At 66.1% G+C, this 19,904-nt stretch carries 18 protein-coding genes; 8 read left to right on the top strand and 10 right to left on the bottom strand.

The features are described from left to right. Positions 1-76: 76 nt before the first annotated feature. A complete protein-coding gene (locus tag C8C98_RS06145; RefSeq protein WP_121453541.1) occupies positions 77-826 on the top strand; it encodes a 5'-methylthioadenosine/adenosylhomocysteine nucleosidase in 750 nt (249 codons plus the stop codon). 187 nt (positions 827-1,013) lie between these two features. Here C8C98_RS06145 and corA read toward each other — a convergent pair whose 3' ends face one another. The 5 genes from corA to C8C98_RS06120 all read right to left on the bottom strand — a co-directional run bounded on the left by corA (position 1,014) and on the right by C8C98_RS06120 (position 6,334). Next, on the bottom strand, positions 1,014-2,003 hold the full coding sequence (gene corA, locus C8C98_RS06140; RefSeq protein ID WP_121453540.1) for a magnesium/cobalt transporter CorA: 990 nt from the start codon (positions 2,001-2,003) through the stop codon (positions 1,014-1,016). 265 nt (positions 2,004-2,268) lie between these two features. Continuing rightward, positions 2,269-3,090 (bottom strand): uracil-DNA glycosylase family protein, encoded by an 822-nt coding sequence (locus C8C98_RS06135; protein WP_121453539.1) that lies wholly within the window; start codon positions 3,088-3,090, stop codon positions 2,269-2,271. A gap of 37 nt (positions 3,091-3,127) precedes the next feature. Beyond that, a complete protein-coding gene (gene rimI, locus C8C98_RS06130; protein ID WP_121453538.1) occupies positions 3,128-3,631 on the bottom strand; it encodes a ribosomal protein S18-alanine N-acetyltransferase in 504 nt (167 codons plus the stop codon). Further along, entirely contained in the window at positions 3,628-4,374 is a 747-nt protein-coding gene (tsaB, locus tag C8C98_RS06125) for a tRNA (adenosine(37)-N6)-threonylcarbamoyltransferase complex dimerization subunit type 1 TsaB (RefSeq protein WP_121453537.1), read from the bottom strand. The genes rimI and tsaB overlap by 4 nt, the downstream gene beginning before the upstream one ends. Before the next feature lie 181 nt (positions 4,375-4,555). Beyond that, positions 4,556-6,334 carry a methyl-accepting chemotaxis protein gene (locus C8C98_RS06120; RefSeq protein ID WP_121453536.1) on the bottom strand — a complete coding sequence of 593 codons (1,779 nt, stop codon included), beginning with the start codon at positions 6,332-6,334 and terminating at the stop codon, positions 4,556-4,558. A 547-nt stretch (positions 6,335-6,881) separates the two neighbouring features. Between C8C98_RS06120 and dacB the strand changes: the two genes are divergently transcribed. The 5 genes from dacB (at position 6,882) to C8C98_RS06095 (ending at position 12,198) form a co-directional block, all read left to right on the top strand. Beyond that, positions 6,882-8,339: a D-alanyl-D-alanine carboxypeptidase/D-alanyl-D-alanine-endopeptidase gene (gene dacB / locus C8C98_RS06115; RefSeq protein ID WP_121453535.1), complete on the top strand. Its 1,458-nt coding sequence runs from the start codon at positions 6,882-6,884 to the stop codon at positions 8,337-8,339. Positions 8,340-8,470: 131 nt separating this feature from the next. Further along, positions 8,471-8,740, top strand: a complete 270-nt coding sequence (locus C8C98_RS06110) for a SemiSWEET transporter (protein WP_121453534.1) — start codon at positions 8,471-8,473, stop codon at positions 8,738-8,740. A 152-nt stretch (positions 8,741-8,892) separates the two neighbouring features. After that, positions 8,893-10,191, top strand: a complete 1,299-nt coding sequence (locus C8C98_RS06105; protein WP_121453533.1) for a S9 family peptidase — start codon at positions 8,893-8,895, stop codon at positions 10,189-10,191. 149 nt (positions 10,192-10,340) lie between these two features. Continuing rightward, a complete protein-coding gene (locus C8C98_RS06100) occupies positions 10,341-11,483 on the top strand; it encodes an SGNH/GDSL hydrolase family protein (protein ID WP_121453532.1) in 1,143 nt (380 codons plus the stop codon). A 31-nt stretch (positions 11,484-11,514) separates the two neighbouring features. Then, on the top strand, positions 11,515-12,198 hold the full coding sequence (locus tag C8C98_RS06095) for an OmpW family protein (RefSeq protein WP_121456065.1): 684 nt from the start codon (positions 11,515-11,517) through the stop codon (positions 12,196-12,198). Between the two features lie 90 nt (positions 12,199-12,288). Here C8C98_RS06095 and C8C98_RS06090 read toward each other — a convergent pair whose 3' ends face one another. The 4 genes from C8C98_RS06090 to purE form a co-directional block, all read right to left on the bottom strand. Further along, complete coding sequence (locus tag C8C98_RS06090) at positions 12,289-13,242, bottom strand: SGNH/GDSL hydrolase family protein (RefSeq protein ID WP_121453531.1); 954 nt, start codon at positions 13,240-13,242, stop codon at positions 12,289-12,291. Between the two features lie 83 nt (positions 13,243-13,325). Next, positions 13,326-14,342 carry an L-threonylcarbamoyladenylate synthase gene (locus C8C98_RS06085; protein WP_121453530.1) on the bottom strand — a complete coding sequence of 339 codons (1,017 nt, stop codon included), beginning with the start codon at positions 14,340-14,342 and terminating at the stop codon, positions 13,326-13,328. 2 nt (positions 14,343-14,344) lie between these two features. Beyond that, positions 14,345-15,517, bottom strand: coding sequence for a 5-(carboxyamino)imidazole ribonucleotide synthase (locus C8C98_RS06080; RefSeq protein ID WP_121453529.1), 1,173 nt, complete (start codon positions 15,515-15,517; stop codon positions 14,345-14,347). Positions 15,518-15,596: 79 nt separating this feature from the next. Beyond that, positions 15,597-16,088, bottom strand: coding sequence for a 5-(carboxyamino)imidazole ribonucleotide mutase (gene purE, locus C8C98_RS06075; RefSeq protein ID WP_121456064.1), 492 nt, complete (start codon positions 16,086-16,088; stop codon positions 15,597-15,599). A gap of 195 nt (positions 16,089-16,283) precedes the next feature. On the opposite strand from purE, the gene trxA reads away from it, so the two are divergent. Next, positions 16,284-17,240, top strand: coding sequence for a thioredoxin (gene trxA / locus C8C98_RS06070; protein ID WP_121453528.1), 957 nt, complete (start codon positions 16,284-16,286; stop codon positions 17,238-17,240). 233 nt (positions 17,241-17,473) lie between these two features. Here the strand turns inward: trxA and C8C98_RS06065 are convergent, their stop codons facing one another. Beyond that, positions 17,474-18,394, bottom strand: a complete 921-nt coding sequence (locus C8C98_RS06065; RefSeq protein WP_121453527.1) for a phosphoribosylaminoimidazolesuccinocarboxamide synthase — start codon at positions 18,392-18,394, stop codon at positions 17,474-17,476. Positions 18,395-18,623: 229 nt separating this feature from the next. On the opposite strand from C8C98_RS06065, the gene C8C98_RS06060 reads away from it, so the two are divergent. After that, complete coding sequence (locus C8C98_RS06060) at positions 18,624-19,862, top strand: MFS transporter (RefSeq protein ID WP_121456063.1); 1,239 nt, start codon at positions 18,624-18,626, stop codon at positions 19,860-19,862. The last annotated feature ends 42 nt before the right edge of the window (positions 19,863-19,904 follow it).

The raw sequence follows: 19,904 nt of genomic DNA, 5'->3' as shown, positions 1-19,904 counted from the left end.
CCGCTGGGGCCGTTTTCCATGGCGCAGTCTCTTGAACAGGTTCTGACGCCCTGACCCATCCCACACCATCCTCCCCATGACCACCGCCATCCTCAGCGCCCTGCCCGAAGAACAAAGCTCCCTGCTGCAGCACCTGGCGCAGCCCCAGCGCGTCATGCATGCGGGGCGGGCCTTTTGGCGGGGCGACTGGCACGGGCGCTCCGTGGTGCTGGCGCTGTCGGGCATCGGTAAAGTGGCCGCAGCGACCACGGCCACCGCACTGGCAGAGCGGTTTGGCGTGGCGCGCATCGTCTTCACCGGCGTGGCCGGGGGCGTGGGCGACGGGGTGCAGGTGGGCGACGTGGTGGTGGCGCAAGACTACGTGCAGCACGACATGGACGCCTCGCCCATCTTTCCGCGCTGGGAGCTGCCCGGCTACGCCCGCATCCGCCTGGGCTGTGATGCGGCACTGAGTGCTATGCTTTTGGAAGCTGTTAGCGCTTATGTAGAAAGCGTTAGGGGCCTATTTGATTCCAAATTGATAACGAACCAGCCAAGGGTGCACCACGGTCTGGTGGCCAGCGGCGACCGCTTTGTGAGCGCCGCCGTCGAGGCCCAGGGCCTGCGCACCGCCCTGCGCGATGCAGGCCACGACGTGCTGGCCGTAGAAATGGAAGGCGCCGCCGTCGCCCAGGTCTGTCACGACTACGGCCTGCCCTTTGCCGCCATGCGCACCATCTCCGACCGCGCCGACGACACCGCGCACGTGGACTTCCCGGCGTTTGTGAACACCGTAGCAACACGCTACGCCGAACACATCATGCTGAGTTTTTTGCAAAAGCTATGAAAGTCATAGCTGCTAGCGCTTATTCAGAAAGTGCTAGCGACTAGTTTTGTTCTTGCTCTTACGCTCGAAAGAACCGCGGGCGTTGATACGGGCGTGCACCCATACCAGCGCCACCGTGGATCCGGCTTCGCCGGTCCACCGGAGGCGTCCCCCCTCGGGGGGGAAGGCGCGCAGCGCCACAGGGGGGCTACTTCAACCAGCCGCGCTTGCGGAAGTACCACATCGGGCCCAGTGCGCTGGTCACCATCAGTGCCAGCACGTAGGGATAGGCCGCAGCGCCCAGCAGCTCCAGTTCGGGGAACTTGAGATTCATGCCGTACACGCTGGCAATCAGCGTGGGCGGCAGCAGCGCCACGCTGGCCACCGAGAAGATCTTGATGATCTTGTTCTGGTTGATGTTGATGAAACCGACGGTGGCGTCCATCAAGAAGTTGATCTTGTCGAACAGAAACGCCGTGTGGTTGTCCAGCGATTCGATGTCGCGCAGGATCTGGCGTGCTTCCTCGAACTGCTCGGCGTTGAGCATCTTGGAGCGCATCATGAAGCTCACGGCACGGCGCGTGTCCATCACGTTGCGGCGGATGCGGCCATTCAAGTCTTCCTGGCGGGCGATGGCGCCCAGCACCTCGCCGGCCAGGGCATCGGTCACATCGCCGGCCAGCACTTGCTTGCTGACTTTTTCCAGCTCGTCGTAGATGTTTTCGAGGGTATCGGCCGAATATTCGGCGTCCGCGTCAAACAGCTTGAGCAGCACTTCCTTGGCGTCTTCGATGAGGCCCGGCGCACGGCGGGCGCGCATGCGCAGCAGCCGGAACACGGGCACGTCTTCGTCGTGGATGGAGAACAGCACGCCCCGGCTCTTGAGGTGGGCGTTGTGCTGGTTGAGGATGAAGGCCACGCGCACCGAGCGGGGGTCCTCGTCGTCGTCGATCAAGAAGTCGCTGCGGATGTGCAGCTCGCCGTTGTCTTCTTCATAGAAGCGGGCGGATTCTTCGATGTCTTCGTCCATCGCATCCTCGGGGATGGACAGACCGTAGTGCTGCTTGATCCAGCGTTTTTCTTCGAGCGTGGGGGCTTCCAGGTCCACCCAGATCGGCTGGAACTTGGTCAGCTCTTCCAGCGATTCAATTTCTTCCTGAAACAGCCGGCCGTTGGCGAGCGTGAAGATGTTGAGCATAGGCTCACTCCCTTGTCATATGGCATCTGCGGTGTGGGGGGATAGGGTTGCTTTCAACCCCACGCGGCGTGCCAGGGAGCTGAAAGCTACCAACTCGGGTAGGTTTCCAAGGAGCTGTCTCCGTTTGTTGATTGAGCCCGCGATTATGGCACCCGACGGCCGCGCGCGCCCGTGGTATGCGGCGGCCTGGCCGCAAAAAAAGGCGAGGGATGGACGGGGCTCCACGTGCCTGTGGGCGACCCCTTGCGATACCGTCAACCGGTGCTTAACCCTTGCGTACCAGCGCCAGCGCGCGGCACAGGTCGGCCCAGGTGGCGGCCTTGGCGTCTTGCGAGCGCAGCAAGAAGGCCGGGTCGTAGGTGACCACGGCCGGGCGTCCGCCCACGGTGTGGGGCACGGCACGCAGGCGTCCCAGGGGCTCGGTGCGGCCCAGGGCTGCACGCGCGGCCACGTGGCCCAGCACCAGCACCATGGCGGGTTGCAAGGTGTGCACCGCTTGTTCCAGTGCCTGCGCCACATCGGTGGGGGCGTCGTCTTCGGCGGCCCGTGCGCCCGGGGTGGGGCGCGCCAAGGCGGCCAAGAACACCCGGGGGTGGCGGTGCAACTGCATCGCGCGCAGCATGTTGTCCAGCAGCTTGCCGGTGTCGCCGCCCAAGGGCTCGGTGGCCGATACGCCTTCGGTCACGATGAGCCAGCTGGCGCCCAGGGTGCTGGGGGTCTGCGCTGGGTCGGCCGTGGGGTACAGCGGCTGCGGGGCATGCAGGCGCAGGGCTGGGGCTGCGGTGGCGGGTGTGCCCAGGCCACTGGCTGCAGCGGGCGCAGCGGCAGGGGCAGGCCTAGACGGCGCGGCACTGGGGGCGCGGGCCGCTGGGGTGGCCGTGGCCTCCGGCCGCTGGGCCGGAGGGTGCTGCGCAGGTGGGTGTGTGGTGGCCGATGAGGGTTGGGCGGGCGGCTGGGCCGTGCTGGCCGCAGCGGTGGGGGGCAGGGGGACCACCGGCACAGGCGTGGCTGCCTCTGCGCGGGCCCACACGGTCACCCCCATCTCTTGCAGCATGGCGCGCTGGCGCGCATCAAGGTTCAGGCTCATACAGGCAGGCTCACAACAACGGGCTCACGACGATCATTCACAGCGGCAGACTCATCACGACGGCATCTTCCCGCTGCCCTTGGGCGGCGGGGTAGTAGCGCTTGCGTTCGCCCACGCGCCGAAAGCCGTGGGTTTCATAGACATGCTGGGCGCGCAGGTTGCTGGCGCGCACCTCCAGCCACAGCCATTGGGCCTGGCGCCCGCGCGCCCACAGGGCCAGGGCGTCCAGCAGCACCCGTGCCCAGCCCTGGCGCTGGTAGGCCGGGGCCACGGTGATGTTGAGCAGGTGCACCTCTTCCACCCCCAACATGGCCACAAAGTAGCCCAACAGGTGTTCGCCCGCCATCAGCAACTGGCATTCGTAGCCCGACGCCATAGCGTCGGTGAAGTTGCCGCGCGACCAGGGGTGCGAGTAGGCGCTGAATTCCACGTCCAGCAGGGTGTCCAGGTGCGCCAGCGTGAGCTTTTCAAAGCGCACTTCCACAGGTGCCTGGGGCGCATTGGCTGCAGAGGTGGCCAAGGAGGCGGGCACGGCGCTCATGGGGCAGGGTTGGGTTGGGTGGCGGCGGCCAGGCTGGCCTGGGCGCGCAGTGCCTCTCGCTCGGCGGTGGTGTTTGCCACCTTGTCGCGGATGTAGCGCGGCAGGGCTTCGCTGGCAGGCACGGCGCCGCCAGCGGCCAACAGGGCGGGGGCAAGGCGCAGCAAGGCGGTGGCCGTGGGCAGGGCCAGCACATGGCGGGCCTGGGGCAGCAGGCGCTCGCCATACGGCGTGTGGGCGTTGCCCGCTACGGCCCAGGTGGCCAGGTCTGCGTCGGGCAGGGCCAAGGCCTCAGGGGCGCAGAGGCCAAAGTCGGCGTCCGCCTGCCAGCGCTGGGTGGCGTCGCTCCAGGTGCAGCGGGCGCTGTAGACCTCGTTCATGCGCGCATCCAGCACCGCCAGCACCTGGGTGCAGCCGTGCTGGTGGCGGGCCTCTTCGGCCACCGCCAGCAGGGTGTCCACCGGCAGCACGGGCACACCCTGGCCGTGGCGTGCCCCAAAGGCCAGGCCCTGGGCCACGGCGCAGGCGGTGCGCAGCCCGGTGAACGAGCCCGGCCCCCGGCCAAACACGATCAGCTCCAGGGTGTCAAAGCTGAGCCCGGCCTCGGCCAGTAATCGCTGAATGGCCGGAATCAGCGCGGCAGAAGCTTGCGGCCCTCCGGGTGCTGTGTGCTGCCACACCGCATCGCCGCGCTGGACGGCGATGGATAGGGTGTCGGTGCTGGAGTCAAAGGCGAGCAGATTCATGGGCCGGGGCGGTCAGGGCGGGTGCGCGGCGCACCGCAAAAAGGGTTCAGGCGGTGGATTGTGCCCCCTGCGCAGTGGGGGTGCCCCTGTGGCAGAGGGCAACATGCGCGCCCGCAAAACACCCGACAGGATACCTGCGGTGGCGGGTGGCCCTGTCACCCGCCCCAGGTTCAGCCCCGGATCAGAAGGACTCCCATTCGTCGTCATTGCCGGGCTGGGGTGCGCGGCTGGCAGGCTTGGCGGCGGGCTTGGGCGCTGCGGCCAGGGCTGGCGCTTTGGCCGCCAGGGGTTGCGCTACCTTGGGGGCCGGTGCCTTGCTGGGGGCTTTGGCGCTGGCAGCGGGCCGTGCCGGTGTGGGCAGGCTGCGCGCTGCAGGGGCGCTGCTGTGCGCCATGGGGGTGTGGCTTTGGTCTGCGGTCAGCTTGAACACCGCCACCACCTGCACCAGGTCGTGCGCTTGGGTGCGCAGGCTGCTGGCGGCAGCGGCCATTTCTTCGACCAGGGCTGCGTTTTGCTGGGTGGCCTGGTCCATCGACGTGACGGCCTCGCCCACCTGGGCCACGCCCGAGCTCTGTTCGTTGCTGGCCGCGCTGATTTCGCCCATGATGTCGGTCACGCGGCGGATGCTGCTGACCACTTCGTTCATGGTGGCACCGGCCTTGTCGACCAGTGAGGTACCTTGCTCCACGCGCTCCACGCTGGCGTTGATGAGGCTCTTGATTTCCTTGGCAGCCTCGGCACTGCGGCTGGCCAGGCTGCGCACTTCAGAGGCCACCACGGCAAACCCGCGCCCTTGCTCGCCAGCGCGGGCGGCTTCCACGGCCGCGTTCAGCGCCAGGATGTTGGTCTGGAAGGCAATGGAGTCGATGACGCTGATGATGTCGCTGATCTTGCGGCTGGCGTCGTTGATGCCCTTCATGGTTTCAACCACCTCACCCACCACGGTGCCGCCTTGAATCGCCACATTGGAGGCCGTCAGTGCCAGTTGGTTGGCCTGGCGGGCGTTGTCGGCGTTGTTGCGCACGGCAGAGTTCAGCTCTTCCATGCTGGCGGCGGTTTCTTCCAGCGCGCTGGCCTGGTGCTCGGTGCGGGCGCTCAGGTCGTTGTTGCCTTGGGCGATTTCTGCGCTGGCGTTGGACACCGACTCGGAGCCACGGCGCACGTTGTTCACCACGTTGGCCAGGTTGTTCTGCATGAGTGCCAGGGACGACACCAGCTCGCCCACTTCGTCCTTGCCATGCGCGGGCACGTTGGCCGTAAGGTCGCCTTCGGCCACGCGCTTGGCCAGGTCAGACGCCTGGGTCAGAGGCACGGTGATCGAGCGGGCCAGAATCCACGAAAACAGCGCACCCAGTGCCACGCTCAGCACCCCGAGCGCCACCAGCAGGCGGCGGCTGGTGCTGCGGTTGTCCTGGATGGCCTGGCCCAGTTGGTCTACTTGCTCGCGCTGGCTGCGCAGCAACTCGTCCATCTTGGCGCCGTATTTGTTGGCGTCGGGCATGAACTGCTTTTCCAGCAGCGTGTTGGCTTCGTCCACCTTGCCTTCCTTCTTGAGGGCAAAAATGGTGTCCCGGTTTTTCAGGTAAATGGTGCGCAGCTCGCCAATTTCCTGGAACAGCTTCTTTTCTGAGTCCAGAAGCATCAGCGCCTCGACGGCCTTTTGCAGCTCGCCCGAGCTTTTGGACGATGCCTTGCTGTCCTCAGCAAAAAAGTCGGCCAATGCCGGGTCGCTGCTGCGTGCGACGGCGGCGGTGCGCGTGATGCCGGTGCGCAGGTTGCGGGACCAGTCACTGACCAAGCGCTCGGTTTTGATCGGGTTTTGCACCATCTCTTCGGTCGCGTCGGCCAGGGCGTTCAGGCGCGAAATGCTCAGCGTAATCACCCCCATGGACAGCAGCAGCACCAGAGCAAACCCAAGCGCCAGGCGCTTGGCAACGGAGAGGTTGGAGAGTTGGTTCATAGGGCACCCTGTTGTATCGGTTGGTTTTGTGGGGAATGACTGGCACGTTGGGTGCTTGCTCAGGGCGTGGCTTGGGGGCTGTGGCCATCGACGCACTGCAGTGCCCGCGCTGTGTCTGAGGCGCGGGGTCATTTGTTGCTTAGTGTAAATATCCGTGACCTGTTTTGGGGCTCGTGGGTGTGCCGAATCGACATTTACGCAACGCCGCAGCGCGTGGCGCTTCGGCCCTGGATTCAGTGCCGAAGTTGAATCGACGGGTTCTTTGCCACGGTGAGGTGCCCGCTGCAGCAACCGCTGCGGAGCTCCTCGGCCAGGGCGAGAGGGGCGAGGCCTCGCGGTCTAGCCCTAGCGCGGGTGCGCACTAGTGTCCCGAGTTGGAGATTGGTTGATGAAATAAAGAGGCCGAAATCGTCGCCAGGCAAGGCGCAAACCGCAGCGATAGCCGAAGCTATCGCGAGGATGTGCAACGCAGCATGGCGACGATTTCGGCGTCTTTATGAGACGAGTCTCCAACTCGGGACACTAGACTCAAGGCATGACTCAGCGAATGACAGACAAGGCAGATTGGTGCCGCGCCGCTTTGAACACCGTGGCTTGGGGGGCTGCGGCGTGCGCTGTGGCGTGGAGCGTGGTTGCGCAGGCCCAGACTGGCACGGCGCAGGGGGTTTTGCCGCCCGAGGTGGAAAGTGCACTGGCCCGCAGCAAACTACCGCGCGATGCCATCAGCGTGCTGGTGGCCGACGCACAAGGCGGCGCGCGCACCGCGCCGCGCCTGTCCTACCGGGCGCAGGTGCCGGTCAACCCGGCTTCGGTGATGAAGCTCGTCACCACTTATGCGGCGCTGGAGCAGCTGGGGCCCGCCTACACCTGGAGCACGCCGGTGTTTGTGGAGGGCCCGGTGCAGGGCGGCAGCCTCAAGGGCAACGTCTACATCCAGGGCCAGGGTGATCCCAAGCTGGTGGTGGAGCGCCTGTGGCTGCTGATGCGGCGCCTGCAGACGCAGGGTATCCAGGTCATCGTGGGCGACATCGTGCTGGACCGCACGGCCTTTGACGTGCCCGAGCAAGACCCCGGCCGCTTCGATGGCGAGCCGCTGCGGCCCTACAACGCGTCGCCCGACGCACTGCTGCTGAACTACAAGTCCAGCGTCATGACCTTTGTGCCCGATGGCCCTGCCGGGGTGGCCCGCATCCAGTACGACCCGCCGCTGGCCGGGGTGCAGCGGCCCGCCACCGTTGCTTTGGCCGCTGCTGGGGGCGACTGCGGCGACTGGCGCGGCGCGCTGCGGGCCGAGCTGGGCGACCCGCTGAAGGTGAGCTTTCAGGGCGCGTACCCCGCGTCGTGCGGCGAGCGTGTGTGGCCTGTGGCCTACCCGGCGCCGCGTGACTTTGCCGCCCGTGCGGTCGAGGGCATGTGGCGCGAGCTGGGTGGCAAGCTCACCGGCACCGTGCGCGACGGCAAGGTGCCCGCCGGGCTCAAGCCCGCGTTTGTCAGCACCTCGCCCGCGCTGGCCGAGGTGGTGCGCGATGTGAACAAGTACAGCAACAACGTGATGGCGCAGCATGTCTTTCTGGCCCTGGCCCGCCAGAAGGGCGGCGTGGCCACCATGGACGGCGCCCGCGAGGCCCTGCGCCAGTGGTGGCAGGCCCGCTTTGCCGATGTGGACGCCCCCGTGCCCGACAACGGCGCGGGCCTGAGCCGCGACGCCCGCGTGACGGCCCTGGGGTTGGGGCGCATGCTGCAGTCCGCCTGGGCATCGCCCGTCATGCCCGAGCTGGTGGCGTCGCTGCCCATTGCCGGGGTGGATGGCACCCTGCGCCGCAGCCAAAGCCGAGGGGCCGCGCACCTCAAGACCGGCAGCCTGCGCGACGTGATGGCCGTGGCGGGCTACGTGCACGCCCAAAGCGGCAAGCGCTACGTGCTGGTGGCCATCGTCAACCACCCCAATGCCAATGCCGCGCGACCCGTTCTGGACGCCCTCACGGACTGGGCAGCGCGGGATTGATGTGCTATTGAATTAATAGCTATTAGCGCTTTATCTGATTGCGCTAGAGGCCAATTTGGTTCAGAGTGCAAGGCTCCTGGGGCGCGTGGGCGCCCCGGCCCCTCGTTGTCCCAAGCCCCTCCCGCCCTCCCATGCCCTTGTCTGACCTGATTGGCTACCTTGCCGCCACGCTGACCACCTGCAGCTTTCTGCCCCAGGCCCTGCACACGTTTCGCACACGTGATGTGAGCGGCATCTCGCTGGGCATGTACAGCGTGTTCACCTCGGGGGTGGCGTTGTGGCTGGCCTATGGCGTGGTGCTGCAGGCCTGGCCCATCGTGATCGCCAATGCCATCACCCTGGTGCTGGCCAGTGCCATCCTGGGGATGAAGCTGCGCTTTGGTGATCGCCCGGCGTGCTGAACCTGCGGCACGGGCGGGCCGTGCAGGGCCTTGTCGCCTAGGCGTCACCTGAGGCCAGGGTGCCTCGTTATCCCCTATGGATGCTGCAGCGCAGGTGCGCGCACCATGCGCGGTCTGTGTGACCCATCCACCATCCACGAGAGGGAATGTCCATGACTCCATTGCGCCTTACCTGTGTGGCCGCTGCGGCGGCCTTGCTTGCTGCTTGCGGCGGCTCTGACGATTCTGTGCGGGGCGAGCTCATCGACCCGCCCACGGTGCTCACCACCCTCACGGTGGCGCAGATCGACGCCGCCACCGCGGCCAGCGGCCTGCAGGCCCTGAGCGGAAAAGCCAAGTGCGATGTGAAGGTGGTGGCACTGAACTACCGCACCCCGGGCGTGAAGGACGGCGAGATGAGCAATGCCTCGGGGGCCATGCTGGTGCCTGCGGGGGCCTGCTCTGCCGCTGCGCCACTGGTGGTCAACGCGCGGGGCACCGAGGTGCTCAAAACCCGCACCTTGGCCAACCCGCAAGACCCCGAAACCTTTTTGCTGGCCGCCATGTATGCCGCCCAGGGCTATGCCGTGGTGGCCACCGATTACCTGGGCTATGCCAAGTCCACCTACGGCTTTCACCCCTATCTGCACGCTGACTCGCAGGCCGCCACCCTCATCGACTCGGCACGCGCTGCGCGCAACGCAGCCGACGCCGTGGGCGCCAAGCTCTCGGGCAAGGTGATGTTTACCGGGTATTCGCAGGGTGGGCATGCCTCCATGGCTGCCCACCGGGCCGCCGAGCGCGACCACGCGGGCGAATTCAATGTGGTGGCGGGCGCCCACTTGGCCGGGCCATACAACCTGTCGGGTTCTTTGCAGCTCACTGAGGCGATCGTCGGGTATCAGTTCTTTGTGCCCATGATCGTGACCTCCTGGCAAAAGATCTACGGCAATATTTATGGCAGCCCGTCCGAAGCCTTCAAGGCCCCCTACGCCAGCTACATCGAAAACCTGCTGCCCAACCCCACGTTGACCACCACCACCCTGGTCACATCGGGCAACCTGCCGGGCGGCACACCGAATCAGGCCCGAGACGCGCTGTTCCAGCCCGCTTTCTTGACCGGGGCACAGCAAGGCGGCAACAACCCGTTGTACCAAGCGGGCAAAAAGAACGACCTGCTCGGCTGGACGCCCAAAGCCCGTGTGCTGCTGTGCGGCGGTGCGGGCGACCCCACCGTGCCACCTGCCGTGCACCAGGTGGTGATGAAGGCCGACTTTGACAAACGCGGTGTGACCAATGTGACGTCGGTGGATGTGGATGCGGCCATCCAGGCCACTTACGGACCTGGAGGCAAGGCTCCCACCGATGCCACCTCGGCCGCCTTTGCGACCTACTACGGCAGCTACCACGGCAAATACGAGCCCCCGCTTTGCCATGCACAGGCGCGCGGCGTGTTTGACGCCGTGAAGTAGCCCGGCACAGGCCTGCGTCAGCCGAGCCCCACGTTGCGACCCTGGCCTTACCGGTGTTTTCCCGGTAAGGCCTTTTTTCCTTCCTGCTTAGAATCGTCTGAAAATAGAACGGTCGTTCTATTTTTTTGTTTATAGCAGGACAGATACCAATGAATTTCCAGCGCAAGGCATTGTGGGTTTCACTGGCGGCGGCAGCGCTGCTGGCAGGGTGTGGCGGGGGCGGGGCAGACACGACCCCTGTGGCCCCCATCCGGGGCATCAAAGTGGTGGGCGACAGCCTGGCCGACAGCGGCACGTTTGGCTACAAGTTCACCGTGCAGGGCACTGCGCCTACCGGCACCGGCGCCACGGCCCTGTGGGTGGACCGTGTGGCCGCCAGCTACAGCCAAACGCTGTGCGCGCGCTACGCATCGACCGACGGCGTCAGCTTTGCCACCAAGGCGGGTTGCACCAACTACGCGGTGGGCGGCGGGCGCATCAACAACATCAGCGCATCCACGTCGCCGGTGTCGATCACCCAGCAGATCAAGGACGCGGGCGCTGCGGGCTACGTCGCTTCCGACCTGCTGCTGGTGGACGGCGGCGCCAACGATGCTGCCGATTTGATCGGCGCCTACCTCCGGGCTGGCACCGACGGCGGTGCCGCCTACAAGGCGCTGCTGAGCACGGTGCTGGATGCCGCCACCGTCAATGCTGCCTTGGCAGGGGGCTCGTCTGGCCTGGCGCAGGCCGGTGGTGCTTACATGAAGGCCCTGGCTGCGCAGTTTGCCGCCACGCTCAAGGCCAACGCGCTGGACAAAGGCGCTACGCGGGTGGCGGTGCTGAACGTGCCCGACATCCTCAAGACCCCGCGCTTCAAGCTGGTGGTGGCCTCGATTGCCGCCGCCCAGGGCACAGCGGCCAGCGTGCAGGCCACAGCGGTGTTTGACGCCTGGATTCAGGCGTTCAACACCCAGCTGAGCGCCAGCTTTGCGGGCGACAGTCGGGTGGCCATCGTCAACTTCAACGAATCCTCCAAAGACCAGGCGGATCGCCCCGCCCAGTACGAACTGAGCAACATCACCACGCCAGCGTGCCCCGTCACCGGCCGTGGCAGCGACGGTTTGCCCACCTACAGCTTCCCCACTTGCACGGCCGCCGCACTGTCGGCTGCACCCCCCGTGGGCGTGGCGGGTGGGGCCGACTGGTGGAAGTTCTATGCCTTCTCCGACGGCTTTCACCCCTCGCCCTACGTGCACCAGCTGATGGGGCAATTGGTCTCGCGTTCATTGTCCCAGGCAGGCTGGCTCTGAGATGGCCGCAGCACCACACCAAGGAAGCTTCATGCCTCATTTCTCCAAGACCGCCTTGACGGTCGCTCTGACCCTTGCCGCCCTGCTGTCGGGCGCCAGTGCCAGCGCCCAGGTGGCAGGCACTTTCAGCGCCCGCGCTGGGGTCACCCACATTGCGCCCCAGGTCACCAGTGGCAACCTGTCCACCCCCAGCTTTCCGGGCACCACGGTGGACGTGGGCTCGGCCAGCGCCCTGACCGGCGGGCTGAACTACATGGTCACCGACCACTGGGCGGTGGACCTGCCCGTGGGCCTGCCGTTCAAGCACAACTTCTACGGCGATGGCGCCATTGCGGGCACAGGCAAGCTGGGCGAGACCAAGGTCGTGCCGGCCACGCTGTTTGCGCAGTACCGCTTTGGCGAGGCCAATGCGCAGTTCCGCCCTTACCTGGGCCTGGGCGTGACGTACAGCCGGTTCTTCAAGAACCGCTCGACCGCCGCGCTGACGGCGGTGACCGGCGGCAACCCAGCCAACCCCACCACCGCCTCCATCGACAACAAATGGGGCCTGACACCGCAGGTGGGCTTTGTCTGGAACTTCAATGAACGCTGGTTTGTGGACGCGGCGTACTACAAGAGCTTCCTGAAGACCACCACGCACCTGTCGTCGGGCCAGTCGATCCATATCAAGCTCAACCCCAACGTGTTGGCGGTGGGCATTGGTTACCGGTTCTGAGCCTGCAGCGCGCTGCGCTAAATACTGCGCCGAGCAGGCATAAAAAAACCGACCCTTGGGTCGGTTTTTTTGTTGTGCTCAGAGGGCTGATTACCAGCGAGCGCGCAGGCGGTCGTAGGCGTAGGTGCCGAATTGGCGGTGCGCCGAGGGCGTCAGGTACACCGTGTCAGCGAATGCGTAGGTGTCCTGGCCGACGCCCGACAGCAGGGTCGAGGTGTTGCACAGCGAGGAGTTGACCTTGCCAGTGCCAATACCGATGCCGTTGGTGGAGTCCACCGAGTTGCACACGGCTGCCGTAGCGTTGCTGAAACCATAGCTTGATGGGCTGCTGGTGTACAGGTTCACGTAGTAGGCCAAGTCCACGTACAGCACGTTGGAGCCCAGGTCCACGATGCCGACGAGCAAGCCTTCATTGAAGGCGCTGCTGGCCGTATTGAGCACGGTGGTGCGGCCAATCTCGGTGGCCCATGGGGTTTTGCTCAGGTCGTAGGTGCCCGTCACCATGACGTACTTGGCGCCGGCATTGACCAGGCGGCGTACTTGCGTGGCCAGGTCCGTGCCTGCCTGGCGCGAGGCCGTGACCATCTGGTCGGTGGTCATGGTGCCTGCGTTCACAGCGGCCATGTTGGCGATCACGTCGCTGATGCCGCCGTTGACCATCACCAGGTCGTCATTGGTGAAGGTGTTGCTGGCCAAAAAGCTGTCGATCTGCTCTTTCACCGTCAGCGTGCTGCTGTTGCCTGCTGCGTCGGGCTTGGCCGTGACGCGTGCATTGCCTGCTGCGTAGCTCTTGCCGCCAGCCGACGAAGCGGTGAGGCCCTTGCTGTAGCCAGCGGCCACTTGCAGCGTCCAGTTGTTCACCGTGCCGTCATTGACGGTGTAGCGTGTGCCTTTTTGGCCCACATCGCTCATGCCGTCGCCGAAAGCAACCATCCGCTGGGGCGAGATGGCCGATTCGGTGGTGCTGGAACCGCAAGCCGCGAGCAACGCGGCCGACGCACATGCGGCGACCATGAAGGTGCGGCGCATCCAATTTGCTGCCATGTATTTCTCCAGAAAAGTGGGGGGTAGTTTAACGATGCGAAAGTAAAGCCGTGTAAACCGCCGTTGCGGCGCCCAAAGCGGCTTCAAGCCGCCGCTGCACGCTGCAACCGGTCGCGCACGCCTTCCCAGTCGGGGGTGGCGGGCGGGGTTTCAATCCAGATCAGCTTGACGCCCTGGTCGTCAAAGGCGCGCAGCGCCGCAAACAGTTGCTGTGCCGTGGCTGCCGCGTCGTCGGGCATGCGGCGCATGACCAGCTTGGAGGACTGGGTGCGCAGCGCAGCGCGCGCGTACACCGCAATGTGGGCCGCATCAGCGCCCAGCAGGTCCAGCCCGATTTGCAGCGCCTTGGCATCCATCAGCCGCACCTTGGCAGCGGGGGCATAGTGCGCCTCCAGCGTGCCTGAGGCGCGCGGGGTATGGCTGGGCAGGTCTTCTTTGGACAAGGGGGCCACGCCGCAGGCCCGCTGGATCTGCTCGCGTGTGATGGCGCCGGGGCGTAGCAGCACGGGCACGCCCCGGGTGCAATCGACGATGGTGCTTTCAATGCCCACCTGGCAGGGGCCGCCGTCGAGCACCAGCAGCGCCTCGCCCAACTCGTCCTGCACATGCTGGGCGGTGGTGGGGCTCACGCGGCCAAAGCGGTTGGCGCTGGGCGCGGCCACGCCCCACACGGGGGCATCACCGGGCACGGCGGCATCGGCCGGGGCGGCGCAGGCCACCAGCAGCGCGTGCGCCACCGGGTGGGCCGGGCAGCGTAGGCCCACGCTGTCCTGCCCGCCCGTGGCGGCCGTGGCCACACCGGGCAGGCGCGGCAAGATGAGGGTGAGCGGGCCGGGCCAGAACGCATCGACCAGCTTTTGCGCAAACGCGGGCACGTCGCTGGCAAAGTGGGCAATGCCTGCCGCGTCGGCCACGTGCACGATCAGCGGGTGGTCGCTGGGGCGGCCCTTCGCCGCAAAAATCTGCGCAACGGCCGTGTCGCTGCTGGCGTCAGCGGCCAGGCCGTACACGGTTTCGGTGGGCAGGCCGACCAGTTCGCCCCGGCGCAGGGCGCTGGCGGCGGCGGTGATCGACGCAGGCTGGGTACCGTCAAGAATCATGGTCAAAACGGGTCAATGCCCAGCAGCGCTGCAGCCTGTAGCGCCGTGGCGCGGGCGGCCTCGGGCGTAGCTGCGGTGATGTTCAGGTGCCCCATCTTGCGACCGCGCTTGGCGTCGTGCTTGCCGTACAGGTGCAGGTGGGTACCGGGCAAGGCCAGCACTTCGGCCCAGGGCGGGGTCTGCGCAGCGTTGCCGTGGGCAAACCACAAATCGCCCAGCAGGTTGAGCATGACGGCGGGGCTGTGCTGGCGCGGCTGTGTCAGCGGCAGGCCGGCCATGGTGCGCACCTGCAGTTCAAACTGCGACACATCGCAGGCGTTCTGGCTGTAGTGGCCGCTGTTGTGGGGGCGCGGGGCGATCTCGTTGACCACCAGGCTGCCGTCCTGCAGCACGAAGAACTCCACGCACAGCACGCCCACGTATTGCAGGCCCTCTGCTACAGATTTCGCAGCTGCTACCGCTTGTGCAGCAAGCGCTGGGGGCAGATTCTCTTCATAAACTTCAGTCACCGCCAGAATGCCGTCGCGGTGCAGGTTGCGCTGCACGGGCAAATGCACCATGGCGCCGTCTGCGCCGCGTGCCACCAGCACGGAGCATTCGAGCTGCAGGGGCAGCATCTTCTCCAGCACGCAAGGCACCTGGCCGACGGAATCCCACGCTGCGGCCAGCTCGGCGGGCGTCTTCACGCGCACCTGGCCCTTGCCGTCGTAGCCCATGCGGGCGGTTTTCAGGATACCCGGCAGCAAATCAACCGAAATAGCGGCGAGCTGCTCGGCCGTCTCGATGACCGCATAAGGCGCGCAGGGCACGCCGCACGCCACAAAGTGCGCCTTCTCCCGCGCCCGGTCTTGCGCCACAGAGACCGCGCTGGCGGCGGGCGACACCGGGCGCTGCGCGGCCAGGGCGGCCAGCGCGGCAGCGGGCACGTTCTCGAATTCGGTGGTTACCGCATCGGCCACGCGGGCCAGCTCGGCCAAGCCAGCTGGGTCTTCGTAGCCGGTCTGAATGTGGTGGTGGCTCACCAGCCCAGCGGGGCTGGTCGGGTCGGCATCGAGCACGGCGGTGAAGTAGCCCATGGCCTGGGCCTGGTGCACAAACATGCGGCCCAGCTGGCCGCCGCCCAGCACGCCCAGTGTGCTACCGGGCAGAAGGGGTGGATGGGTGGGCGTTTTCATCGCCGGGCCGCCCTAAGATGAAAAAGCGGCCCCCTCGGGGGGCAGCGACCCGCGCAGCGGTGGAGCGTGGGGGTCTTGTTCATACGGGCGGCAAGGTCATGTTGCGCGCCACTTCCGTCTGTTCGGCGCGGAAGGCTTCCAGGCGCTGGCGCAGCTCGGGGCTCTCGCTGGCCAGCAGGGCCACGGCAAACAGGGCGGCATTGGCAGCGCCTGCGGTGCCGATGGCAAAGGTGGCCACGGGAATGCCCTTGGGCATTTGCACAATGCTGTGCAGCGAATCCATGCCTTGCAGGTGGCGGCTGGCCACGGGCACGCCCAGCACGGGCACGGTGGTTTTGGCTGCAATCATGCCGGGCAGGTGGGCGGCGCCACCGGCGCCCGCGATGATGGCTTTGAGGCCCCGGCCTGCAGCGGCTTCGGCGTAGGCAAACATGTCGTCGGGCATGCGGTGGGCCGAGACCACGCGGGCCTCGTGCGAGATGCCGAACTGCTCAAGAATTTGCACTGCGTGCTGCATGGTGTCCCAGTCGCTGCTGGAACCCATGACGACGCCGATCTGAATGGGTTTCATGGTGTGTGGGGTGGCGAAGCGGCTGCCCTGGGGACCGGCCCCGGGCATCCGCCCGCAATGGGTGGAACCCGCGATTTTACTTTTTGCTTTGCCGTGCGGGGCGTTGGGTCATGGGGATGCGCCAAAATAGCGCGAACTTGCCCTTCAACGGCGCTCTTGACGAGCCTTTCACAGGCCTACCCGGCCCGCTTTCCCATGATCGACATCACCGTAGAAAATTTTGAAGCCGAGGTGGTTGCCGCCTCGATGACCGTGCCCGTGCTGGTGGATTTTTGGGCGCCCTGGTGTGGCCCCTGCAAGTCGCTCGGGCCCGTGCTGGAAAAGCTCGAGGTGGCTTACGCAGGCCGCTTCAAGCTGGCCAAGATCGACTCTGACCAACAGCAGCAGCTGGCCGGCATGTTCGGTATCCGCAGCATTCCGACCTGCGTGCTGCTCAAAAACGGCCAGCCGGTCGATGGTTTTACCGGTGCGCTGCCTGAGGGGCAGGTGCGGGCCTTTTTGGACAAGCATGTGCCTAGCGAGGGCGAGCTGGCGGCCGAGGCCGAGGTGGACGAGGCGCATGAGCTGCTGGAGGCGGGTGACACCCAGGCTGCACTGGCCAAGATGGCCGACGCCCTGGCCGCCGACCCGGCCAACGACGATGCCCGCGCAGATTACCTGCGCCTGCTGATCGCCACCGGCGGCTACGAAGAGGCCGAGGCCCTGCTGCAAGAGCCCCTCAAGCGCATTCCGCAGCCGCTGCGTTTTGATGCGCTGTGGCGCTGGCTGGATGCCCTGCAGTTTGTGCAGAACGACGACCGGGGCAACTGGCCTCTGGAACAGTTCGATGCGCTGATCGCCCAGAACAAGCGCGACTTTGACACCCGCTTTGCCAAGGCCCGCGTGCTCATGGCCGAGGGCGAATGGGCCCCGGCCATGGAAGAGCTGCTGGAGATCATCATGCGCGACAAGGCCTGGAATGCCGAGGCACCGCGCAAGACCTATGTGGCCATCCTGGAGCTGCTCACCCCACCCCAGCCCAAGGCCGATCCGGCGGCTGCGGGCAAAACGGCGGGTGGCATCGAAGTGATGGGCAAGGCCGCGCTGGAGCAGGACGAGGTCACCGTGATGCTCAACGGCTACCGCCGCAAGCTGAGCATGGCGCTGAACTGAGCCGCAGTAGGGCCGTTGTATTGACCCCTGACCACCCAGGCATGCGCTGGGTGCGGGCACAAAAAAAGGAGGCTGGGCCTCCTTTTTTTGTGTGCGGTTGCATTGCCCTGTTTTGCTATTGAATTTATAGCTGCTTGCGCTTTTTTTGCGGCAGTTTCAAGCCTTTTTAGGCTAAATGCATTGTGCAATCGGCGCGGGCAGCTATCTTTTGCATAGCGCCCGGCGGGGCTTGATCAGGCCGTCAGCCGCTCCAGCGCCTCGCGGTACTTGGCTGCGGTCTTCTCGATCACCGCTTGTGGCAGGCGGGGCGAGGGGGCCGTCTTGTCCCAGGGCTTGCCGTTCACCTGGGCTTGCTCCAGCCAGTCGCGCACAAACTGCTTGTCGTAGCTGGGCGGGTTCTGGCCGGCGGCCAGCGCGTCGGCGTAGCCTTCCACGGGCCAGTAGCGCGAGCTGTCAGGGGTCAGCACCTCGTCCATCAGCACCAGCGTGCCATCGGGCGCCAGTCCAAACTCGAACTTGGTGTCGGCAATGATCATGCCCTTGGTCAGCGCAATCTCGGCCGCGGCCTTGTAGATGGCGATGCTCAGGTCGCGGATGCGGGTGGCCAAGTCCACGCCAATCATCTCCACCGTGCGCTCAAAGGTGATGTTCTCGTCGTGCTCGCCCATCGCAGCCTTGGCGGCCGGGGTGTAGATGGGTTCGGGCAGCTTGGCCGCGTTGGTCAGCCCTGCGGGCAGGGGCACGCCGCACACGGCTTGCGACTCCTGGTATTCCTTCCAGCCACTGCCGGCCAGGTAGCCGCGCACCACGGCTTCGACCGGAATGGGCTTGAGGCGCTGCACCAGCATCGAGCGGCCACGCACCTGCTCGACTTCGGCGGGGCTCACCACGCTCTCGGGGGCGTCGCCTGTGAGGTGGTTGGGGCAAATGTGGCCGAGCTTGTCGAACCAGAACAGCGCCATCTGCGTGAGCAGCGCACCTTTGCCCGGAATGGGCTCGCCCATGATCACGTCAAAGGCCGAAAGGCGGTCGCTGGCGACCATCAGGATGCGGTCGTCGCCCACGGCGTAGTTGTCGCGCACCTTGCCGCGTGCCAGCAGGGGCAGTGATGTCAGGGCAGAGGTGTGCAGGGCGGGGTTGCTGGGCTGTGTCATGGTGTCGGTTGGGCAATCTGCGCCGGTGGGCGCGCAGCATACGAAGGCAACGGAGGGTCGGTCGCTGCAGCGGTGCACGGTGGGCGGGCCGGGGTGTTCGTGGCATGTGCCGCAGCAACAGGATTTTACTTGGCTTGCTCGCCCGCACCCCGACCAGCGAACAGCCCGCTGCTGTGGCAGCGTTGTGGCACATTGGGCGCCCCTTTCTGCTTTGGCTCAGGCACTGTTTGTGAATCCACCTTCTGCACCCACTCCCCTCACCGCGCGGCGCGAGCTTTGGCTGCTGCTGACCCTGGCGGGCATCCAGTTCACCCACATCCTGGACTTCATGATCATGATGCCGCTGGGGCCGCAGTTCACCCAGTTGTTTGGCATCAGCGATGCGCAGTTCGGGCTGCTGGTGTCGGCGTACACGCTGTCGGCCGGGGTGTCGGGGCTGCTGGCATCGACCTACATCGACCGGTTTGGCCGCAAGCGCCTTTTGTTGGTGCTGTATGCGCTGTTTGGGCTGGCCACGCTGGCCTGCGGTGTGGCGCCCACGTACGCCACGCTCATGGTGGCGCGGGTGCTGGCGGGCACGTTTGGCGGGGTGCTGTCTGCGCTGTGCCAGACCATCGTGGCCGATGTGGTGCCGTTTGAGCGGCGCGGCCGGGCCATGGGCATTGTGATGACCTCGTTTTCTGTCTCCACCGTGGCGGGCGTGCCCCTGGGGCTCATCCTGGCCGAGCACTGGGGCTGGCACATGCCGTTTGTGTCGATTGCCGTGCTGTGCGGTGTTTTGCTGGTGTGTGCGGCCCGCTCTTTGCCCACCATGGACCACCACCTGGCGGCAGGGCAGGCCCGTACCGCCTTCGGAGGCATTGGACAGGTGCTGCGCGATGTGAACCACCGCTGGGCGTTTCTGTTCTCGGCGCTGCTCATGTTCACGGGGTTCACGGTCATTCCGTACATCACCATTTATCTGCAGGCCAATGCGGGCGTGCGGGCAGACCAAATGCCGCTGGTGTACCTGTGCGGCGGGGTTGTCACGCTTTTTACTGCCCGTTTCTTTGGCCATCTGACCGACCGCCGGGGCAAGGTGCCCACCTTCCGCTGGCTGGCCTTTGCCGTCATGCCCACCTTGCTGGGCATCACCTTGGTGCGGGGCGTGCCGCTGTGGGCGGTGCTGGTGGTGTCCACGCTGATGTTCACCTTCATGAGCGGCCGCATGATCCCCGGCATGGCCCTGGTCACCTCGGCCGCCCAGCCTGCGCTGCGCGGCACGTTCATGACGCTGAACGCCTCGGTTCAGTCGGCTGCCATGGGGTTGGCTTCGTTGGTGGGTGGGGTTCTGATAGGCCGCGATGCACAGGGCCTGGTGCAGAACTACTGGATGGCCGCCGTGGTGGGCATGGCCGCCAGCCTGGGGGCCGTGTGGGTGGCGGGGCGCCTGCATTTGCATGGGGCACCGGGTGCTCCGCGACCTTGAGCACAGAGGGGCTGCCGCCGCGACTCACGGCACTTCAGAACT

The sequence above is a fragment of the Acidovorax sp. 106 genome, assembly GCF_003663825.1.
Lineage (GTDB): Bacteria > Pseudomonadota > Gammaproteobacteria > Burkholderiales > Burkholderiaceae_C > Acidovorax.
This window is presented reverse-complemented; position numbering and strand designations above follow the sequence as displayed.